General features: G+C 35.4%; 19 protein-coding genes (1 of these 19 cut by a window edge). 13 read left to right on the top strand and 6 right to left on the bottom strand.

Features of this window, described 5'->3' with window-relative positions:
• Positions 1 to 154: 154 nt before the first annotated feature.
• Positions 155 to 640, bottom strand: a complete 486-nt coding sequence (locus QWY91_RS17270; protein WP_290236745.1) for a GNAT family N-acetyltransferase — start codon at positions 638 to 640, stop codon at positions 155 to 157.
• 29 nt (positions 641 to 669) lie between these two features.
• Here QWY91_RS17270 and ribD point away from each other — a divergent pair, with 29 nt between their 5' ends.
• The 3 genes from ribD to QWY91_RS17255 are packed head-to-tail and all read left to right on the top strand — an operon-like array spanning position 670 to position 2,965.
• Complete coding sequence (gene ribD / locus QWY91_RS17265) at positions 670 to 1,710, top strand: bifunctional diaminohydroxyphosphoribosylaminopyrimidine deaminase/5-amino-6-(5-phosphoribosylamino)uracil reductase RibD (RefSeq protein ID WP_290237125.1); 1,041 nt, start codon at positions 670 to 672, stop codon at positions 1,708 to 1,710.
• Entirely contained in the window at positions 1,703 to 2,314 is a 612-nt protein-coding gene (locus QWY91_RS17260; RefSeq protein ID WP_290236744.1) for an HAD family hydrolase, read from the top strand. The genes ribD and QWY91_RS17260 overlap by 8 nt, the downstream gene beginning before the upstream one ends.
• A gap of 33 nt (positions 2,315 to 2,347) precedes the next feature.
• Entirely contained in the window at positions 2,348 to 2,965 is a 618-nt protein-coding gene (locus tag QWY91_RS17255; RefSeq protein ID WP_290236743.1) for an IMPACT family protein, read from the top strand.
• A 346-nt stretch (positions 2,966 to 3,311) separates the two neighbouring features.
• Here the strand turns inward: QWY91_RS17255 and QWY91_RS17250 are convergent, their stop codons facing one another.
• Positions 3,312 to 3,716, bottom strand: a complete 405-nt coding sequence (locus tag QWY91_RS17250; protein ID WP_290236742.1) for an acyl-CoA thioesterase — start codon at positions 3,714 to 3,716, stop codon at positions 3,312 to 3,314.
• 207 nt (positions 3,717 to 3,923) lie between these two features.
• Here QWY91_RS17250 and dnaA point away from each other — a divergent pair, with 207 nt between their 5' ends.
• The 3 genes from dnaA to QWY91_RS17235 are packed head-to-tail and all read left to right on the top strand — an operon-like array spanning position 3,924 to position 6,601.
• The gene (gene dnaA, locus QWY91_RS17245; RefSeq protein ID WP_290237124.1) at positions 3,924 to 5,351 is read left to right on the top strand and encodes a chromosomal replication initiator protein DnaA; all 1,428 of its coding nucleotides are present in this window, start codon (positions 3,924 to 3,926) and stop codon (positions 5,349 to 5,351) included.
• Positions 5,352 to 5,405: 54 nt separating this feature from the next.
• Positions 5,406 to 5,876, top strand: coding sequence for a low molecular weight protein-tyrosine-phosphatase (locus QWY91_RS17240; protein WP_290236741.1), 471 nt, complete (start codon positions 5,406 to 5,408; stop codon positions 5,874 to 5,876).
• On the top strand, positions 5,876 to 6,601 hold the full coding sequence (locus QWY91_RS17235; protein WP_290236740.1) for an SAM-dependent methyltransferase: 726 nt from the start codon (positions 5,876 to 5,878) through the stop codon (positions 6,599 to 6,601). The genes QWY91_RS17240 and QWY91_RS17235 overlap by 1 nt, the downstream gene beginning before the upstream one ends.
• Positions 6,602 to 6,612: 11 nt before the next feature.
• On the opposite strand, the gene QWY91_RS17230 is transcribed toward QWY91_RS17235, so the two are convergent.
• From QWY91_RS17230 to dapF, 4 genes are all read right to left on the bottom strand, one after another.
• Positions 6,613 to 7,284 carry a peptidoglycan-binding protein LysM gene (locus QWY91_RS17230; protein WP_290236739.1) on the bottom strand — a complete coding sequence of 224 codons (672 nt, stop codon included), beginning with the start codon at positions 7,282 to 7,284 and terminating at the stop codon, positions 6,613 to 6,615.
• A 213-nt stretch (positions 7,285 to 7,497) separates the two neighbouring features.
• Positions 7,498 to 8,541, bottom strand: a complete 1,044-nt coding sequence (mltG, locus tag QWY91_RS17225; RefSeq protein ID WP_290236738.1) for an endolytic transglycosylase MltG — start codon at positions 8,539 to 8,541, stop codon at positions 7,498 to 7,500.
• Positions 8,531 to 9,064 carry a GNAT family N-acetyltransferase gene (locus tag QWY91_RS17220; protein ID WP_290236737.1) on the bottom strand — a complete coding sequence of 178 codons (534 nt, stop codon included), beginning with the start codon at positions 9,062 to 9,064 and terminating at the stop codon, positions 8,531 to 8,533. Before QWY91_RS17220 ends, mltG begins: the two co-directional genes overlap by 11 nt.
• Positions 9,058 to 9,849, bottom strand: a complete 792-nt coding sequence (gene dapF, locus QWY91_RS17215; protein WP_290236736.1) for a diaminopimelate epimerase — start codon at positions 9,847 to 9,849, stop codon at positions 9,058 to 9,060. The genes QWY91_RS17220 and dapF overlap by 7 nt, the downstream gene beginning before the upstream one ends.
• A 137-nt stretch (positions 9,850 to 9,986) precedes the next feature.
• On the opposite strand from dapF, the gene QWY91_RS17210 reads away from it, so the two are divergent.
• From QWY91_RS17210 to QWY91_RS17180, 7 genes are all read left to right on the top strand, one after another.
• The gene (locus QWY91_RS17210; RefSeq protein ID WP_290236735.1) at positions 9,987 to 11,384 is read left to right on the top strand and encodes a S1C family serine protease; all 1,398 of its coding nucleotides are present in this window, start codon (positions 9,987 to 9,989) and stop codon (positions 11,382 to 11,384) included.
• Positions 11,385 to 11,724: 340 nt separating this feature from the next.
• Complete coding sequence (locus QWY91_RS17205; RefSeq protein WP_290236734.1) at positions 11,725 to 12,825, top strand: DUF748 domain-containing protein; 1,101 nt, start codon at positions 11,725 to 11,727, stop codon at positions 12,823 to 12,825.
• A gap of 130 nt (positions 12,826 to 12,955) precedes the next feature.
• The gene (locus tag QWY91_RS17200; protein WP_290236733.1) at positions 12,956 to 13,546 is read left to right on the top strand and encodes a hypothetical protein; all 591 of its coding nucleotides are present in this window, start codon (positions 12,956 to 12,958) and stop codon (positions 13,544 to 13,546) included.
• A gap of 45 nt (positions 13,547 to 13,591) precedes the next feature.
• On the top strand, positions 13,592 to 14,272 hold the full coding sequence (gene trmD, locus QWY91_RS17195) for a tRNA (guanosine(37)-N1)-methyltransferase TrmD (RefSeq protein WP_290236732.1): 681 nt from the start codon (positions 13,592 to 13,594) through the stop codon (positions 14,270 to 14,272).
• 117 nt (positions 14,273 to 14,389) lie between these two features.
• Complete coding sequence (gene rplS, locus QWY91_RS17190; RefSeq protein ID WP_290236731.1) at positions 14,390 to 14,743, top strand: 50S ribosomal protein L19; 354 nt, start codon at positions 14,390 to 14,392, stop codon at positions 14,741 to 14,743.
• Between the two features lie 200 nt (positions 14,744 to 14,943).
• Positions 14,944 to 17,166, top strand: coding sequence for an NADP-dependent isocitrate dehydrogenase (locus QWY91_RS17185; protein WP_290236730.1), 2,223 nt, complete (start codon positions 14,944 to 14,946; stop codon positions 17,164 to 17,166).
• A 164-nt stretch (positions 17,167 to 17,330) separates the two neighbouring features.
• A protein-coding gene (locus QWY91_RS17180; RefSeq protein ID WP_290236729.1) for a multidrug effflux MFS transporter crosses the window boundary here: on the top strand, positions 17,331 to 17,631 show its beginning. The gene runs 932 nt beyond the window's last position; only the first 301 of its 1,233 coding nucleotides appear in the window; the start codon lies at positions 17,331 to 17,333; the stop codon falls past the right edge of the window.

The raw sequence follows: 17,631 nt of genomic DNA, 5'->3' as shown, positions 1-17,631 counted from the left end.
ATTCAGAATAAAAAAATCTATACTCAAATTATAAACACCTTCCTGCATCTTAATTCTTGGTTCTTATTTCAGTTGAAAATAGAAGTCTCTTCTCTCTTTTCTCTTTTCTATTATCTAAATTCTAAAACAAAGCGATCTAAAATCTTATTCAAAACTACAAATCCTTAATCATCCACACCGTACAATTATAATGTCCCGTATTGCCTAAAGGTTTTTCTAATTCTTCAAACCCGGTTTTCTTGTACAACTTACAGGCGTCCTTCATGTAAGGCAAAGTTTCGATATAGCACTTTTTATAGCCTTGGCTTTTACCAAATTTGAGGCAGGTTTCCATCATCTGGGCGCCAAGTCCTTTTCCGCGAGCTTCCGGTAGAAAGTACATCTTTTGCAATTCACAGATTTCATCTTCAAATCCGGGTAAAGGTCCTATTCCGCAGCAACCAATAATCTTATTATTTTCTTCGATCACAAAATAAGCTTTGCGCTGCGCATTATATTCCGCAGTCATATCCTCCAAAGCTTTATCTTCATAGGCGGTTCCCACTTTAGGAACGCCTAATTCTACCAAAACTTGCTGAATAACTTTTTTAACCTGTTGATTGTCTTGCTGCTGTATTTCCCTTATTTTAAGCCCACTCATTCTTACTAATTAATTCTATTTTTGTGGCTGTGAATATACAGGAAAAATATATAAAGCGTTGTTTGCAACTCGCCGAAAACGGACTGGGAAGTACCTACCCAAATCCTATGGTTGGTAGCGTTATTGTTTACGAAGACGAGATTATAGGCGAAGGATGGCATCAAAAAGCCGGCGAACCTCATGCCGAGGTAAATGCGATAAACACGGTTAAAAAACCCGAACTTTTAAAAAAATCGACCATTTATGTGAGTTTAGAACCTTGCAGTCATTTTGGAAAAACGCCACCTTGCAGCGACCTTATTATTGCCAAAGGAATTAAAAAAGTGGTCGTGGCCACCGTCGATCCTTTTGCTGAAGTTGCCGGCCGTGGTATTAAAAAACTAATGGAGGCGGGTTGCGATGTCACTTTAGGCGTTTTAGAAAAAGAGGCGCAAGACCTCAACAAACGCTTTTTTACCTTTCACAATAAAAAACGTCCTTACATTATTCTAAAATGGGCGCAAAGTGAAGATGGTTTTATCGCACCACATAAACGTGAAGATCGCGCTCCTGTATGGCTTAGCAATCGTTATTCCAAACAATTAGTACACAAATGGCGCGCAGAAGAGCAGGCTATCCTTGTAGGCACCCAAACCGCTATCGATGACAATCCCAAGCTGAATACAAGATTACACGCAGGTCCAAATCCCGTACGGGTGGTAATCGATCGTGAAGGCAAAATCCCGAAAGATTCTGCTATTTTCGACGGAAGTATCAAAACGATTATTATTACTGAACATATTCCTGAAATTACTTCGGAAAATATCGAATATCGAGAAGCAGATATTAAAAAGCATTTGCCAGAACAAATTGGAAAAATCCTGCATCAGGAAAATTTACAATCGGTAATTATTGAAGGTGGGCGGCAAACGCTTCAGAGTTTTATTGATGCTGAAATATGGGATGAAGCTCGAGTTTTCACCGGAAATGTTCAGCTTAAAGAGGGAATTTCAGCTCCTGAATTTCAGGGGAAATTAATTTCCGAAGAAAAAATAGAAGACAATCAACTAAAGATATATTTAAATGATTAAAACCATCATTTTCGATTTTGGCGATATTTTTATCAATCTTGATAAAGCAGCCACTCCAAGAGCGCTTCAGCAATTCGGGATCGAAAATTTACCCGAATCTATCATCGCATTAAATAAAGAATACGAAAAAGGTTTAATTTCTTCGGAAGAATTCTTCAATTCCTATAAAACTGAATTTTCTAAAGTTGAAAAAGAGGCTTTTTTGCAATCCTGGAATGCTATTCTAGTGGATTTCCCTGAATATCGATTGGAATTCATAAAAAAGCTAGCTTCAGAAAAAGATTATCAACTTATTCTTTTAAGCAACACCAACGAAATTCATATTGATTGGGTGAAAGAAAATGTGTCGTTTTTTAACGAATTTCAGCAATGTTTTGATGCGTTTTATTTGTCTTACGAAATCAATTTTAGAAAACCCGATGCTAATATTTACGAATATGTGCTTAAGCAGCATCAGTTAAAGCCTAACGAATGTCTTTTTATCGATGATACTAAAGAAAATACAGATGCGGCAGCGGCTTTAGGTATTCATGTTTGGAATTTAGATCCGGTGAATGAAGATGTCGTCGATCTTTTTACTGAAAAGAAAGCATTATTCTCTTAGGCTATTTTTAAAGAAAATTCTTAGTTTACCAGAATGAAAGACACCTATAAAACCATTACCAAAGCTTCTGAAGAAGTGTTATTTAAAGACCGAAATTCGAAGTTTTTTGGTTATGCTTTTCCCATTAAAAATGAAGAGGAAGCTAGTGTTTATCTGGAAGAGTTGAAAACGAAGCATCATAAAGCGCGGCATTGGTGTTATGCCTGGCAAACCGGAAAAGAGGAACAGGATATTTATTATCGCGCTAATGATGACGGTGAACCATCTAACTCGGCCGGAATGCCAATTTACGGGCAAATGCAGTCTTTTGAAGTGACCAATGTTCTTATTGTAGTGGTTCGGTATTTTGGCGGTGTAAAATTAGGTGTGGGCGGACTCATAAACGCGTACAAAACAGCGGCGCAAATGGCGCTGGAAAATTCAAATATCGTTAAACGTACAATTGACGAAATTTTTGAAGTGCATTTTGATTATCCCGAAATGAATATCGTAATGCGACTAATCAAAGAAAATAACCTGAATATACTAGAACAAAAATTAGCGTTGGATTGTAAGATTTATATTTCAGTACGCAAAAATGACGCTGAAGCCATATTCGATAAATTCGATACTACTTATAAAGTGGCAATTAAGAGAATTGATGCTAATTAGAAGTTGGCAGTCGCAATTAGCAGTTGAAATTCCGTAACAATCAGCATTCAGCATTCAGCATTCAGCATTCAGCATTCAGCATTCAGCATTCAGCATTCAGCATTCAGCATTCAGCATTCAGCATTCAGCATTCAGCATTCAGCATTCAGCATTCAGCATTCAGCATTATAAGCTATTCTTTTTTCTTCAAATTTGATTGAAAACAAAAAATCTTTACTTAAATTATAAACACCTATCTACATCCTGATTCTTGGTTCCTAACCTCATTCAAAATTTAGAATTCAGAATTAAAAATAAAAAATCTATTTTCTAATATCTAAGAGCAAAGCGATCTAAATTCTAACTGCTAAGCACTAATTTCTAATTTCTCCAAAACATATTCTGGGCATCGCATTGGGCGTTTAGTTTTAGCATCCATAAAAACCAAAATTGTACTTGCAGTTGTTAACAACTCATCCTCTTGATTGTATATTTTATAGTCGAAAATTATCTTGACATCGGGCGTCTTTCTTAGGCTCGTATGGATCTTCAAATTATCATCAAAAAAAGCTGATTTCTTAAACTTAAAATTCATTTCATAAACAGGCAGCATTATCCCATTTTTTTCCATACTTTTATAGGAAATACCTATTTTTTCGAGCCACTCAATTCGCGCAATTTCCAGATACTGAGCGTAGTTACCGTGATGCACAACACCCATTTGGTCTGTCTCTGCATATCGTACTTTTAGTATGGATATATGTTCTGTCATTGCTGAATTTTGAAGCTTTAAATAAAAATAAATTTTGTGATTTGATCCTTTATAAGTATGCGTAAATTATTCTAAAAATTCAATACCCAATCGGTTTTTTTTTTACATTTTTTGTTCACATATTTGTCCTCCTTAAATTTGAAAGGAATACTCTTATCAGGAGATAATTCGAAAGAACTAATAACCCATAATAACGTCACACGAAGCATGTCGAAAACTGCGCAATCAGTTTGGAATAGCTGTCTAGCTTTTATTAAAGATAACATCTCGCCACAGGCCTACAAAACCTGGTTCGAGCCAATCCAAGCAGTAAAACTTACAGATTGTGCTCTAAGCATACAGGTACCATCTAAGTTTTTTTATGAATGGTTGGAAGAGCACTATGTTAAGCTTTTAAAAGTTTCTTTAACTAGAGAGCTTGGAGAAAAAGCCAAACTAGTGTACGTTATAAAAATGGAAAATACCTACGGTAATAAATTGCCCTTTACCGAGAAAATTCCAAGTACACAGCGATCAAATATGTCTTCACAGGAAGTAGATGTTCCCGTGAAGAACAAAAACCCGGAACTTAAAAATCCATTTGTAATACCGGGGATTAGAAATGTGAAAATTGAATCACAACTAAATCCTAGTTATAATTTTGAAAACTTCCTAGAAGGAGACTCTAACAGGTTGGCAAGATCTGCTGGTTTAGCAGTAGCTAACAAACCAGGAGGAACTTCTTTTAACCCGCTTCTAATTTTTGGAGGTGTTGGTCTGGGAAAAACACACTTAGCACATGCTATTGGTGTAGAAATAAAGGATAAGTATCCTGAAAAAACGGTACTCTATATTTCTGCGGAAAAATTTACACAACAGTACATCGAATCGGTTAAAAAGAATAACAGAAACGACTTTATTCATTTTTACCAGATCATAGATGTTCTTATTGTAGATGATATACAGTTGTTATCTGGTAAAGCAGGAACTCAGGATGTATTTTTCCACATTTTTAATCACTTGCATCAAAACGGAAAACAAGTAATTCTTACCAGCGATAAAGCTCCGGTAGATATGCAGGATATCGAGCAGCGTTTGCTTTCTCGATTTAAATGGGGATTATCGGCTGAATTGCAGCATCCAGATTTTGAAACTCGTGTATCGATCATTAAAAACAAACTCTATCGCGATGGTGTAGAGATGCCAGAAGATATTGTTGAATTTTTAGCGAATAATATCAAAGCTAATATTCGAGAATTAGAAGGCGCAATCATTTCTTTAATTGCCCATTCTTCTTTCAACAAAAAAGATGTTACTATAGAGCTTGCTAAAAAGATTGTTGACAATTACGTTAAGAATACCAAGCGAGAAGTAAGTATCGATTACATCCAAAAAGTTGTAAGCGATTATTTCCAAATGGATGTTGAAACACTACAATCTAAAACAAGAAAAAGACATATTGTACAGGCAAGACAATTAGCAATGTTCTTTGCCAAGAAGTTTACCAAAGCTTCGCTTGCAAGTATTGGTTCACAAATTGGAAGTCGCGATCATGCTACAGTGCTTCATGCTTGTAAAACGGTAGATAATCTTTCTACAACAGATAAGCAGTTCAAAAAATTTGTAGAAGACCTCAATAAGAAATTAACGATTTAAAAATATAAAGAGCTCTTTTTAAGGGCTCTTTTGCTTTATAAAATCCTCTAAAATATGGAAAAGAAAAGAATCTTAATGGTTTGCCTTGGCAACATTTGTAGATCACCCCTTGCAGAAGGACTCCTAAAATCTAAGGTAAATCCTGAAGAAATTTATGTGGACTCTGCCGGCACAGGAAATTACCATGTTGGTGATCTTCCTGATCGCAGATCGATCGCAACAGCAAAACAACATCATCTTGATATAACCGATCAAAGAGGAAGACAGTTAAGCACTGAAGATTTAAACTCGTTCGATCACATTTTCGTGATGGATAACTCTAACTATCGCGATTCTATTGCGCTAGCAAAGACTGAAGATCAGAAAGAAAAAATAAAACTCATTCTAAATGAAATCTTTCCGGGAGAAAATGTAGATGTTCCCGATCCTTATTTTGGTGGTGACCAAGGTTTTGAAAATGTGTATCAAATGCTTGATGAGGCGACAACTAACATCGTAGAAAAATTAAATAACGGAACGTATTAATGGCTTCAAACTTTTCATTTTCAGGTAAACTATATTTAATTCCAACAACTTTGGGAGAATCCAATCCTATTGAAGTGCTTCCGCTTACCGTAAAAAAGCATGTTGAAAGAATTGATCACTACATCGCTGAAAATGAAAAAACAGCTAGAAGAGCTATCAAAAAATTAGTTCCGCAGAAAAAACAACAAATCTTAAAGTTTAAGACTTTAAATAAATTTACTGATGTTGCTGAAATCCCGAACTTTCTTGATGCCTGTAAAGAAGGTTTCGATATGGGACTAATTAGCGAAGCCGGAGTTCCCGGGGTTGCCGATCCTGGTGCTGAAATTGTAAAACTAGCCCATCAAAATGGGATTCAGGTTGTTCCGCTTGTAGGTCCTTCTTCTATTTTATTAGCAATGATGGGCAGCGGAATGAATGGACAAGCTTTTAGTTTTAACGGTTACTTGCCTATCGATAAAAAAGAAAAGAAGCAGGAATTAAAGAATCTTGAGCGTATTTCTTCTGAAAAGAATATGGCGCAACTTTTTATTGAAACTCCTTACCGAAATAATAAACTTTTAGAAGATCTTATACAGACGCTTCATCCTTCTACTCGCCTTTGCGTTGCTTGCGATCTTACTTTGCCAACAGAATCTATAGTTACGCTTGCTATAAACGAGTGGAAACAAAAAAAGGTAGACCTTCACAAAAGACCTACCATTTTTGTTATTCAAAAAGATTAAATCCTTTTAAACTATATTTTAGATAATTTTGAAAAATCAACTCTAGGATTTTTCACTGGTTCAATAAACGAAGTGTCGTAACCGGCAAAACGTTTCATGTAATATTTAATACTTGTACCAAATGCATCATTAAACATTTGAGCACCATAACTTCTTAAATATTTTTTCACACTACCAGGACCAGCTAAATGTGCAGCTGCCAGAATACCAGATTCTGTAACCTCTACCCCATTAATAGTTTTTCCTGAAAAGCGCTTAATATCACGAATCAGGATCCATTTGTTACGAGAAGCATTTGTATAAAATGTTGCTTCTTGAAGTTCTGGACTCTCCAAAAACTCCTGAGTATTATAAACGCCTAATAGATTTAAGGTTCCTTTACCAAACTGGTATTTCCCCATGTACCCATATTCGTTAATACTGCTGTAATCTCCTCTCGACTCTTTAAAGCCGATAGCTTCTTTAAAACCAGTATACGACTTCCCTAATTTAGGGAGTGCCTTAGCCGGCGCCTTAGAAGCTTTTAACGGTAATGCATCTACAGATACCGTATAATTTAATTCAAGATGAGGAGTAGTAAAACCTTCTATCTCTAGATCGGCTGCTTTCTTTGTGCTGAAACTAAAAAATAATGATCCTGCAACAACGGGCAACCAGGAAAGCTTAACAATTTTCTTACTCATTCCAATTTGTTTCTGAAGAGTTTTTATAAATCAAATATTATCTCTATATTTATAAACTTGACTTCTCTTCAAATTTGCGAGTGCAAATGTACAACAAATATTAATAATCTGAACTACAAGCTGTTAAACCTTTTTTAAAGCTAGGCGCTGACTTAACATCGCACTAAGATTCAGGCTCCCATAACGTTAGACTTTCCTTAAATTCAGTAATAATTATCTTTTTATCCCTTTTTTATTAATCCAGCGAACATATTCTTGCTTGTTGCGGTTATGCTGAGCAAGGGTTTTAGCGAATTTATGATACCCAAAATTTTCTACGTTGGCGACAAAATAGAAGTAATCATGATCCTCGTAATTTAATACGGCATCGATAGAAGAAATATCGGGCATTGCAATAGGACCGGGTGGAATTTCACGATACTTGTAGGTATTATATGGAGAATCCAACTCTAGATCCTTATATAAAACTCTTTTTATGATCGTATCAAAATTTTGTGTTTTCTCTTTAATAGCGTAAATCACTGTAGGATCTGCATCAAGCTTCCAGCCGTTCTTATAACGATTCATATAAACGCCAGCTACTTTTGGACGTTCATCTACTTTCGCAGTTTCTTTCTGAACAATAGAAGCAATAGTAATAACCTGTCCCGGTGTTAAGCCTATTTCTTCAGCTTTTTGTAAACGGCTTTGTGACCAAAAACGATCGTACTCGGTTTTCATTCGTGCTCTAAATTCTTCAGCAGAAGTATTCCAGAAGAATTCATATTTATTCGGGATATACATTCCTAGAGCTGTTGCCTCATCTAAATTATTTTCAGCAAGAAATTCCTCATCGCGCATTGCTTCTAGTAAACTTAAACTATCAGCTTCAATTTGATTAGAAATTCGACCGGCTAGATCTTCCACTCGCTCCTGGTTGTTAAAACTTATATTAATAGGAGCATTGGTACTTCGCAGTGTATTTACAATGTCATTATTATTCATCCCTTTTTTCAGAATAAATCGTCCTGCTTTAATATTACCCGGATACTGTTTTTTTTCAGCAACGATATTAAAACTGCTAAGGTCTTTCACCAATGGGCGAAGACTATCTAAAACAGTTCTATAATCAGCATTCGTAGGAATTAAAACTATTTCTTTTTCTGAAGCGAATTTGGTGTTTTCTCCTAAAATGCTTTCGTAGATATAATAACTAAATATACCTACTCCAACAAGTCCTAAAATCGCTACGGCTACTAAAATCTTTTTAATGTACATTCTTATTTATTAGTTGATATAAATATTCGTCTTTAAAACGTCCATCTATAAACGTCCATTCTTTTTTTAAACCGGCTTGTGAAAATCCGCGATTTTCAAATAGTCGCAAACTTCGCTCATTATCTGCAGTGATATTTGCATACACCTGATGCAGGCCTAAATGTTTGAAACAGTATTTACATACTAAAGACAAACTTTCTGCTCCAAAACCCTTTTGGCGTTCTTCGGGCTTTGCTATTAAAATACCTATTGCTGCTCTGCGATCTCGAGGTTCGAAATCGAAAATATCAATTAAACCGATAGGTTGTTGCTTTAGATTACAAATTACCAAACGTAATTGTTTTACTTCGTAAATATCTAAATGAGAATTCTCCAGATATTTTTTTAGGATGAATTTTGAGAAAGGAGCTTGCGTTGCACTAACTTCCCAAAATTCTTCGTTATTTTCCAATTCATGCAGAAATTCCAGGTCTTCTGGCTCTAGCGCTCTTAAGTAAAGCTTTTCTCCTTTTAAGGTTAGCATTCTATCTCTCCTTTAAAAACTAGTTTTGCCGGACCTTTAAGCCAAACATCTGTATAATTTTCTCCGTCTGCTTTAAAGCTTACCGATAAATTACCCCCGGGAACCTGTAATTTCACTTCTGCAGCTTCTGTCCTATGACTATGATAAGCAGCAATAGCTACTGCTGTAACTCCGGTCCCACAGGCTAAAGTTTCATCTTCTACGCCACGTTCGTAAGTACGAACGATAAAAGTATCATTCTGCTCGGTTTTTTCAACAAAATTTACGTTAGTTCCTTTTTCTTTATAATCTGTAGAGTATCGAATTGCTGCTCCTTCTTCTTTCACATCTAGATCTTTTACATTTTCAGTAAAAACAATATGGTGTGGAGATCCCGTGTCTAGAAATGCAATATTCCCAGATTGGTAAATATTCGATACATTTTGCATTTGTAAATTCACAATTCCGCTACTGTCTATCGATGCTTTGTGAGCACCATCAATAGCTGTAAAATTTGCATCAACTTCAATAATTCCCAGCATTTTCGCATAGGCAACAAGACAACGACCACCGTTACCGCACATAGAACTTTGATTTCCGTCGGCGTTGAAATAAACCATTTTAAAATCGTCGCCTTCTACTTCAGGATTTTCTAGTAAAATTAATCCGTCTGCTCCTATGCCAAATTTACGGTCGCAAAGCCTGTTGATCAATTTGGTATCGTTTTTGGATAGTACATTATCACGATTGTCAATCATTACAAAATCGTTTCCTGTACCCTGATATTTGAAAAACTGAAGTCTCATTTTTAGCAGATTTTAACGTCTCAAATATACAATTTTAGAACTGACTTCTGCGTTTTTAACTATTAGCTGACTTACAGGAAACTAAAGTCTAATTAGTATTATTATAAAAGTTGAACAAATAAATTTTTCTAAAGAAGATGAAAAAATTAGCAAGTTTACTTATGGTATCCATCCTTGGTGGAGCAATTACATTGGGTAGCTATAAGCTATTTTTTGATGAAGAAAATGGAACTTTCTTTTCAGAAGAGCCAACTGCTACAGAAAGCCTTATCCAGGCAAATTATAATGCGGAACGCACCTACGGCACAAATGTAGATTTTACTACAGCGGCAGAAAATACGGTACACGCCGTAGTACATGTAAAAAATGTTGCGGTTTATAATGGCCCTCGTAGTTGGGCAGATATTATGCAAGGCAGAACAGAATCTAGCAAAGCACTACGCGGAACAGGATCTGGAGTAATTATAACGCCAGATGGTTATATCGTTACTAATAATCATGTTATCGATGGTGCCAGCGAATTAGAAGTTACCTTAAATAATAACAAAACCTACAAGGCGAAAGTTATCGGGGCAGATGCAATTTCAGACATTGCTTTAATTAAAGTAGAACCTGAAGAAGAACTGGATTACATTCCATTCGGAAACTCAAATAACGTAAAAGTTGGAGAGTGGGTTCTAGCGGTAGGAAATCCATTTAACTTAAAATCTACGGTAACTGCCGGAATTGTTAGTGCCAAATCAAGAAATCTAAATCCTGCGGCTACCGGACAATCTTTTATACAAACCGACGCGGCAATTAACCCTGGAAACAGTGGTGGTGCTTTGGTTAATATAAACGGAGAGCTGGTTGGAATAAATACTGCCATTACTTCTATGACGGGTAGTTATGTTGGATACGCATTTGCAGTACCTTCTAACAACGCCAAAAAAATTGTTGATGATATTATGGAATATGGAAATATCCAACAAGGGATTTTAGGTATTCGTGGTAGTGATTTTACTAGAGCTCCAGAGATGAGTGAGGAATATGGTACAACCCAAGGTGTATTTGTAAGCGAAGTTACTAAAGGAAGTGGTGCAGAAAAAGCTGGTATCAAATCTAACGATGTGATCAAGAAAATTGATAATATTAGCGTAAACAAATTTTCAGATCTCACCGGCTATATTAACACCAAACGACCAAATGATACCGTAAATGTGGTTGTTTTGCGAAACGGTACAGAAAAAGAAATTGCTGTAAAATTGACCAAACTTAATGTTACGCAGTTACCTATTGGTTTAGAGGTGACCAACGCTACAAAAGATGAACTTAAATTTTACCAAACAGAAAATGGGGTAAAAATAAGTAAAACCTTAAGTGATCAATATGCTGAAGAAGAATTTGTAGGATCGATTATTACTGAAATAAACGGAGAAAAGATTTACGATATTCGTGATGCAGATGAAGCTTTTAAATCTATAGAAAGAGGAAGTGGCTTAAGCATGACGTTTATAGACAAAACAGGCCAAAAGCAGCGTGTAATCTTCAGATAGTCCGAAAAAAATATTCAATAGCTTTAAAAACTCCCGAAAATTCGGGAGTTTTTTTTGGATTTTTTGAAAAAATTAAAGATAAAATTACTCAATTTCAACCTTCGTTATTTTAATTGATACTTTCATTTTTTTTGAGTTTCTACGGAAATGCAATTCATTTTTAAAATGAGTTTTTTCAATATTGATTTTTACTTTTTCGCATCTTCATGGTGATCTAATTCTGAAGCCACCTTTTTAAGGATTATAAATGCGTATTCCTAAACCTTTTCCAAATCGATTTTTGTGATATCCTTAACCTGTTGATTTAAAGTGATTATGCAATTTTGCCGAAAATTTTAGTATGACTTCTGAAAAAAAGAAGAGAAAACCGCTGAAGAAAAAGAGATATGTTGTTCCGATAACTATCATAACGCTTCTTATTATATTAAGGTTATTTCTTCCACTTATTGTAAAAAACTATGTCAATAAGACGCTGAATAATATCCCGGGATATAGTGGCCATGTTGAAGATATCGACATTGCGTTATGGCGCGGTGCCTACGCTATAGATGGTCTGGTGCTTATCAATGAAAAGGCAGAAACCGAAACTCCGCTTATCGATTTCCCGAAAACAGATATTTCAGTAGAGTGGAAATCACTTCTTAAAGGAAAAATTGTGAGCGAAATCGCAATGCATGGCCCCAAATTCAATTACATTTTCGAAGATCAGCAAGATAGCAGCGCTACAGGAAATGCTGATACCGAAGATTGGACAAAAGCACTAACAGATCTTGTGCCTATTGATATTAACCATTTACAAATTAATGATGGTACTGCGAATTTTGTACAGCTTTCTACCAATCCTCAGATTGATATGTTTATGGAAAAAATTAATCTACAGGCGACCAATCTTAGCAATGTAGTAAATGGAGAAAAGAAATTACCATCAAATATTAAAGCTACTGCAACATCTATTGGAGGCGGACAAGTGAATCTAAATGGTAATATGAATTTACTGAGAGAAATACCCGATATGGATTTGGATTTTTCTCTGGAAAAAGCGAAAGCAACCGGAATTAATGATCTTACAAGACGCTATGCCGGTGTAGACTTTGAAAGCGGAACATTTGAGTTATACTGCGAGGTTGCAATTAGCGATGCGTATATGAAAGGTTATATAAAACCGATGTTTATTAATACTAAACTTATTGCAAAAAACGATGAAGGCGGTATTTTCAAGAAACTTTGGGAAGGCTTTGTAGGGGTTTTTAAATTTGTACTGAAAAATCAGGGTACCGACACGCTGGCCACCAAAGTACCATTAGAAGGCGATCTAAGCAATGTAAAAAGCGGAATTTTCTCTACCGTTATAAATATTTTTGAAAACGCATGGATAAATGCATTTCAAAATGATGTTAACGAAGAAATCAATTTTGAGGATGCTCAGAAAAAAGATAAATAGATCTTGTATTGGTTGTGAGTAAATTTCAAACTTCAGACATTTGCGCGCTAAAAAACTTTACCCCAAAAACAATAAAATATTATTTGAGAGGTTAGGTTGATACTAACAAACTAGAAAACTTCATTTAAAAATGAATAAGCTACTAATTACACTATTATTTTTTTCAGGATTTACACTAACAGCGAATGCACAAGATAGTATTCCAGCAAAAAATCCGATTCAGGATAAATTTCAGGAATTAATCGAATCTTCTAATAACTATCAAGAATATAAGGTTGTAGATTACGATGAGTTAACTAATCTGCGTGACAATACTAATGCTTATATTCAGGAATTAAAAGATCAAATTACGGTAGGTAAGAACACTGCCAGCCAACAGGAAGAAGAGATCAAAAATCTGGAAGCCGAGCTTAAAACCACGCAGCAAAATCTTCAAAAAGTTACAGAAGAAAAAGACAATATCGTATTTTTAGGATTGCCTTTAACCAAAGGAACTTACATGGCGATGATGTGGGGAATTGTTGCCATCCTTATTTTAGCGCTACTTTTCTTTATCTATAAATTTAAGAACTCTAACGTGGTTACCAAAGAAGCAAGAAAACGTCTGGATGATACCGAGAGAGATTTTGACGATTACAAGAAAAAGGCCCTAGAAAAAGAACAACGACTAGGACGTCTTTTACAAGATGAAAAAAATAAGCAAAATAGAATGAATAGCTAAACTAAGCTATTATTAGCATCTTTGCAGTCCAAAAAATTGAGTGCCATGCGTATTGATATTATTACCGTAGTTCCCGACATCCTAAAGAGTCCGTTTGAAGCTTCTATTTTAAAAAGAGCCATAGAGAAAGGACATGTAGAAATTCATCTTCATAATCTGCGGGACTATGTTACCGATAACTATAAGCAAATTGACGATTATCAATTTGGTGGTGGCGCTGGAATGGTAATGATGATTGAGCCAATTGATAAATGTATTTCTAAACTCAAGGAAGAGCGTAACTACGATGAAGTTATTTATATGACTCCAGATGGTGAAACTCTAAATCAAAAAATGGCCAATCGCATGTCAATGCTAGAAAACATTATTATTCTATGCGGCCACTATAAAGGTGTAGATCAGCGAGTGCGCGATCATTTTATAACCAAAGAAATTTCTGTAGGGGATTATGTGCTTTCAGGCGGAGAATTGGGAGCCGCTATATTGTGTGATTCTATAATAAGGCTAATACCCGGAGTACTAGGAAACGAAACTTCAGCATTAACCGACTCTTTTCAGGATAATTTATTAGCGCCTCCTGTTTTTACAAGACCCGCTGAATATAAAGGATGGAAAGTGCCGGAAATTTTAACTTCAGGAAATTTTCCGAAGATTGAAGAATGGCGTGAAAATGAAGCATTTAAACGTACAAAACAGCTTCGACCAGATCTTTTGGATGATGAATAAAATTATTCAGAAAAAACTCATTTTATAAAATAAAATTTATAATTTTGCATCCATTCTAAAATAACCTCTGGCGAAAACCGTGAATGTTGTTTTAGCCTGTATCTTAAATATTTAACTATGGAATCGTTAATTAAATTCGTTCAAGACGAATTCGTTACCACTAAAGATCTTCCTGAATTTTCAGCTGGAGATACTATTACAGTTTATTACGAAATTAAAGAGGGTCAAAAAACCCGTACACAGTTTTTCCGTGGAGTTGTAATCCAAAAAAGAGGAACTGGAAGCTCACAAACTTTCACCATTAGAAAAATGAGTGGTACAGTTGGTGTAGAGCGTATCTTCCCTGTTAACTTACCTGCGATCCAAAAGATCGAAGTTAACAAAAGAGGTAGCGTTAGAAGAGCTAGAATTTTCTACTTTAGAGAACTTACTGGTAAAAAAGCTCGTATTAAAGAGGCTAAAAGATCTTAATAATACCGCTTACAATACATTACTTAAAAACTCCGTTCTTCAACGGAGTTTTTTTATGCCTTTATTTTAGCATTTCTTAACAGGCTTTGCAGCGCGTTTTCTAGCAAAAATGCCTAAAAAATAGTATATTGCGAATACATCAAACCCTTCTAAAACCAAAGGGTTTCTTCGATAATTGACAAATCAAAAAAAATTAAATAATGGCAGAAAACACCAAGATTTTTTATACAAAAACAGATGAAGCTCCGGCTTTAGCCACATACTCATTACTTCCAATCGTTCAAACCTACACCAAAGCAGCAGATGTTGTTTTAGAAACAAAAGACATCTCTCTTGCAGGACGTATTCTTTCTCAGTTTCCTGAATTTTTAGAGGACGATCAAAAAGTTAGCGATGCTCTTGCAGAGCTTGGTGAACTTGCAAAGAAACCAGAAGCTAACATTATTAAGCTTCCTAATATTAGTGCTTCTATTCCGCAGTTGAAAGCGGCCATTAAAGAACTTCAGGAAAATGGTTACAAACTTCCTGATTATCCAGATGAGCCTGCTACCGAAGATGAAAAAGAAATTAGAACAAAATACGATAGAGTTAAAGGTAGTGCTGTAAACCCTGTTTTACGTGAAGGTAATTCAGATCGTAGAGCTCCAAAAGCTGTAAAGAACTTCGCTAAAAAGAATCCTCATTCTATGGGAGAATGGAGTGCAGACTCTAAATCTCATGTTTCCACAATGGATAGTGGCGATTTTTATCATAATGAAAAATCGGTTACTTTAAATGAAGGTGATAGTGTAAATATTGTTTTCACTTCAGAATCTGGCGAGGAAACTGTTTTAAAGAAAGATATTAAATTACTGGCGGGAGAAATTATTGACGGTACTGTGATGCACGTCGATAAATTACAGAAATTCCTTCAGAAACAAGTACAAGACGCTAAAGATAAAGGAGTACTTTTCTCTTTACACATGAAAGCTACCATGATGAAGGTTTCAGACCCTATCATTTTTGGTCATGCTGTAAAAGTGTTTTTTAAAGATGTTTTTGAAAAATATGGAGAAGACATTAAGAAAGCAGGCGGAAACCCTAATAGTGGTTTAGGTGATGTTTTAAGTTCTCTTGATAACCTATCAAACGATAAAAAGAAAGAAATTAACGATGCGATTCAGGCAGATTTAGAAAACGGTCCTGACATTGCAATGGTAAATTCAGACAAAGGAATTACAAATCTACATGTTCCTAGTGATGTTATTATTGACGCGTCTATGCCGGCAATGATCAGAACATCCGGACAAATGTGGAACAAAAATGACAAAACTCAGGATACCAAAGCTATTATTCCAGATAGTAGTTACGCGAGTATTTACCAGGCTACTATAGACTTCTGTAAAGAGAATGGCGCTTTTGACCCTACAACTATGGGAACTGTTCCTAATGTTGGATTAATGGCTCAAAAAGCTGAAGAATATGGTTCTCACGATAAAACTTTCGAACTTCCTGAAGCGGGAACTGTGAAAGTTGTTGACCTAAAAGGTGAAACACTAATCGAACACGAAGTTGGTGCCGGAGATATTTGGAGAATGTGCCAGGTAAAAGATGCACCAATTCAAGATTGGGTAAAATTAGCCGTAAATCGTGGTAAATCTAGTGGGATGCCTATTGTATTTTGGCTGGATAACGAAAGAGCTCATGATGCGCAACTAATTCAAAAAGTTGAAAAATATCTTCCTGAACATGATACTGAAGGAATTCAGATAGAAATCATGGCTCCATTAGAAGCTACAGAATTTACGCTTAAAAGAGTTAAAGAGGGAAAAGATACAATTTCAGTTACCGGTAATGTACTTAGAGATTACCTAACCGATTTATTTCCTATTTTAGAATTAGGAACCAGTGCCAAAATGTTATCTATCGTTCCTTTAATGAACGGTGGAGGATTATTTGAAACCGGTGCCGGTGGATCTGCTCCTAAACATGTTCAGCAATTTTTAGAAGAAGGACATTTAAGATGGGATTCTTTGGGTGAGTTCTTAGCCTTAGCAGTTTCATTGGAGCACTTAGGAAACAAATACGATAATAAGAGAGCTTTAGTTCTTGCGGATGCTTTAGATGCTGCTACAGAAAAATTCTTGGAGAACGGTAAATCTCCTTCAAGAAAAGTTAATGAACTTGATAACCGCGGAAGTCATTTTTATTTAGCGATGTATTGGGCTGAAGCCTTAACAAATCAAGATAAAGATGCCGATTTAAAATCTCATTTCGAAAAAATAGCTTCAGAACTTAAAGAAAATGAAGATAAAATTCTTGAAGAACTTATAGGAGCTCAAGGATCTTCTCAAAATATCGGTGGTTATTACAAAATGAATGATGAAAAAACTAGTAACGCAATGTTACCTAGTGAAACTTTAAACCGAATTTTAGGAAACTAATTTTCGCTTAAATATTAAGTATATAAAGAGCCGGAATATCGCTATTCCGGCTCTCTTATTTTTAAGCATATGTGAATCACTACCTAATACGTTTTGCATATTAATCTTTCGTTAAACCTAATATTACTTATCTACAAAAAGATTTTCTTACCGAAATTTGCAAGATGAATTATACCCCAGGAGAACGGAATAAAAAGAAAGAATATATTATTTTAGTCGTTCTAGGAACACTTATCGCCCTAGGACCCTTTTCTATAGACTCTTATTTACCGGGATTCGAGAATATCGCTAAAGATTTTAATATCACAGTTTCTCGAGTTGGATTAACGCTTACCAGTTATTTTATTGGAATTTCTTTAGGGCAAATGGCTTACGGACCAATTATGGATAAATTCGGAAGAAAGCGCCCACTACAAATTGGCTTACTTCTATATATCCTAGCAGCTGTAGCATGTTATTTTTCCG

This window comes from Zunongwangia endophytica (assembly GCF_030409505.1).
Taxonomy (GTDB): domain Bacteria; phylum Bacteroidota; class Bacteroidia; order Flavobacteriales; family Flavobacteriaceae; genus Zunongwangia; species Zunongwangia endophytica.
The sequence above is the reverse complement of the archived record's forward strand: the minus strand, read 5'-3'. Positions and strand labels throughout refer to the sequence as shown.

What these genes read in the sequence shown, in the direction of transcription:
- dapF (WP_290236736.1), bottom strand. Translation starts at nt 9,849, where the DNA reads ATGAGACTTCAGTTTTTCAAATATCAGGGTACAGGAAACGATTTTGTA.
- QWY91_RS17250 (WP_290236742.1), bottom strand. Translation starts at nt 3,716, where the DNA reads ATGACAGAACATATATCCATACTAAAAGTACGATATGCAGAGACAGAC.
- QWY91_RS17210 (WP_290236735.1), top strand. Translation starts at nt 9,987, where the DNA reads ATGAAAAAATTAGCAAGTTTACTTATGGTATCCATCCTTGGTGGAGCA.
- QWY91_RS17260 (WP_290236744.1), top strand. Translation starts at nt 1,703, where the DNA reads ATGATTAAAACCATCATTTTCGATTTTGGCGATATTTTTATCAATCTT.
- QWY91_RS17270 (WP_290236745.1), bottom strand. Translation starts at nt 640, where the DNA reads ATGAGTGGGCTTAAAATAAGGGAAATACAGCAGCAAGACAATCAACAG.
- QWY91_RS17200 (WP_290236733.1), top strand. Translation starts at nt 12,956, where the DNA reads ATGAATAAGCTACTAATTACACTATTATTTTTTTCAGGATTTACACTA.
- QWY91_RS17205 (WP_290236734.1), top strand. Translation starts at nt 11,725, where the DNA reads ATGACTTCTGAAAAAAAGAAGAGAAAACCGCTGAAGAAAAAGAGATAT.
- QWY91_RS17235 (WP_290236740.1), top strand. Translation starts at nt 5,876, where the DNA reads ATGGCTTCAAACTTTTCATTTTCAGGTAAACTATATTTAATTCCAACA.
- QWY91_RS17240 (WP_290236741.1), top strand. Translation starts at nt 5,406, where the DNA reads ATGGAAAAGAAAAGAATCTTAATGGTTTGCCTTGGCAACATTTGTAGA.
- dnaA (WP_290237124.1), top strand. Translation starts at nt 3,924, where the DNA reads ATGTCGAAAACTGCGCAATCAGTTTGGAATAGCTGTCTAGCTTTTATT.
- trmD (WP_290236732.1), top strand. Translation starts at nt 13,592, where the DNA reads ATGCGTATTGATATTATTACCGTAGTTCCCGACATCCTAAAGAGTCCG.
- QWY91_RS17185 (WP_290236730.1), top strand. Translation starts at nt 14,944, where the DNA reads ATGGCAGAAAACACCAAGATTTTTTATACAAAAACAGATGAAGCTCCG.
- QWY91_RS17230 (WP_290236739.1), bottom strand. Translation starts at nt 7,284, where the DNA reads ATGAGTAAGAAAATTGTTAAGCTTTCCTGGTTGCCCGTTGTTGCAGGA.
- rplS (WP_290236731.1), top strand. Translation starts at nt 14,390, where the DNA reads ATGGAATCGTTAATTAAATTCGTTCAAGACGAATTCGTTACCACTAAA.
- QWY91_RS17220 (WP_290236737.1), bottom strand. Translation starts at nt 9,064, where the DNA reads ATGCTAACCTTAAAAGGAGAAAAGCTTTACTTAAGAGCGCTAGAGCCA.
- QWY91_RS17255 (WP_290236743.1), top strand. Translation starts at nt 2,348, where the DNA reads ATGAAAGACACCTATAAAACCATTACCAAAGCTTCTGAAGAAGTGTTA.
- mltG (WP_290236738.1), bottom strand. Translation starts at nt 8,541, where the DNA reads ATGTACATTAAAAAGATTTTAGTAGCCGTAGCGATTTTAGGACTTGTT.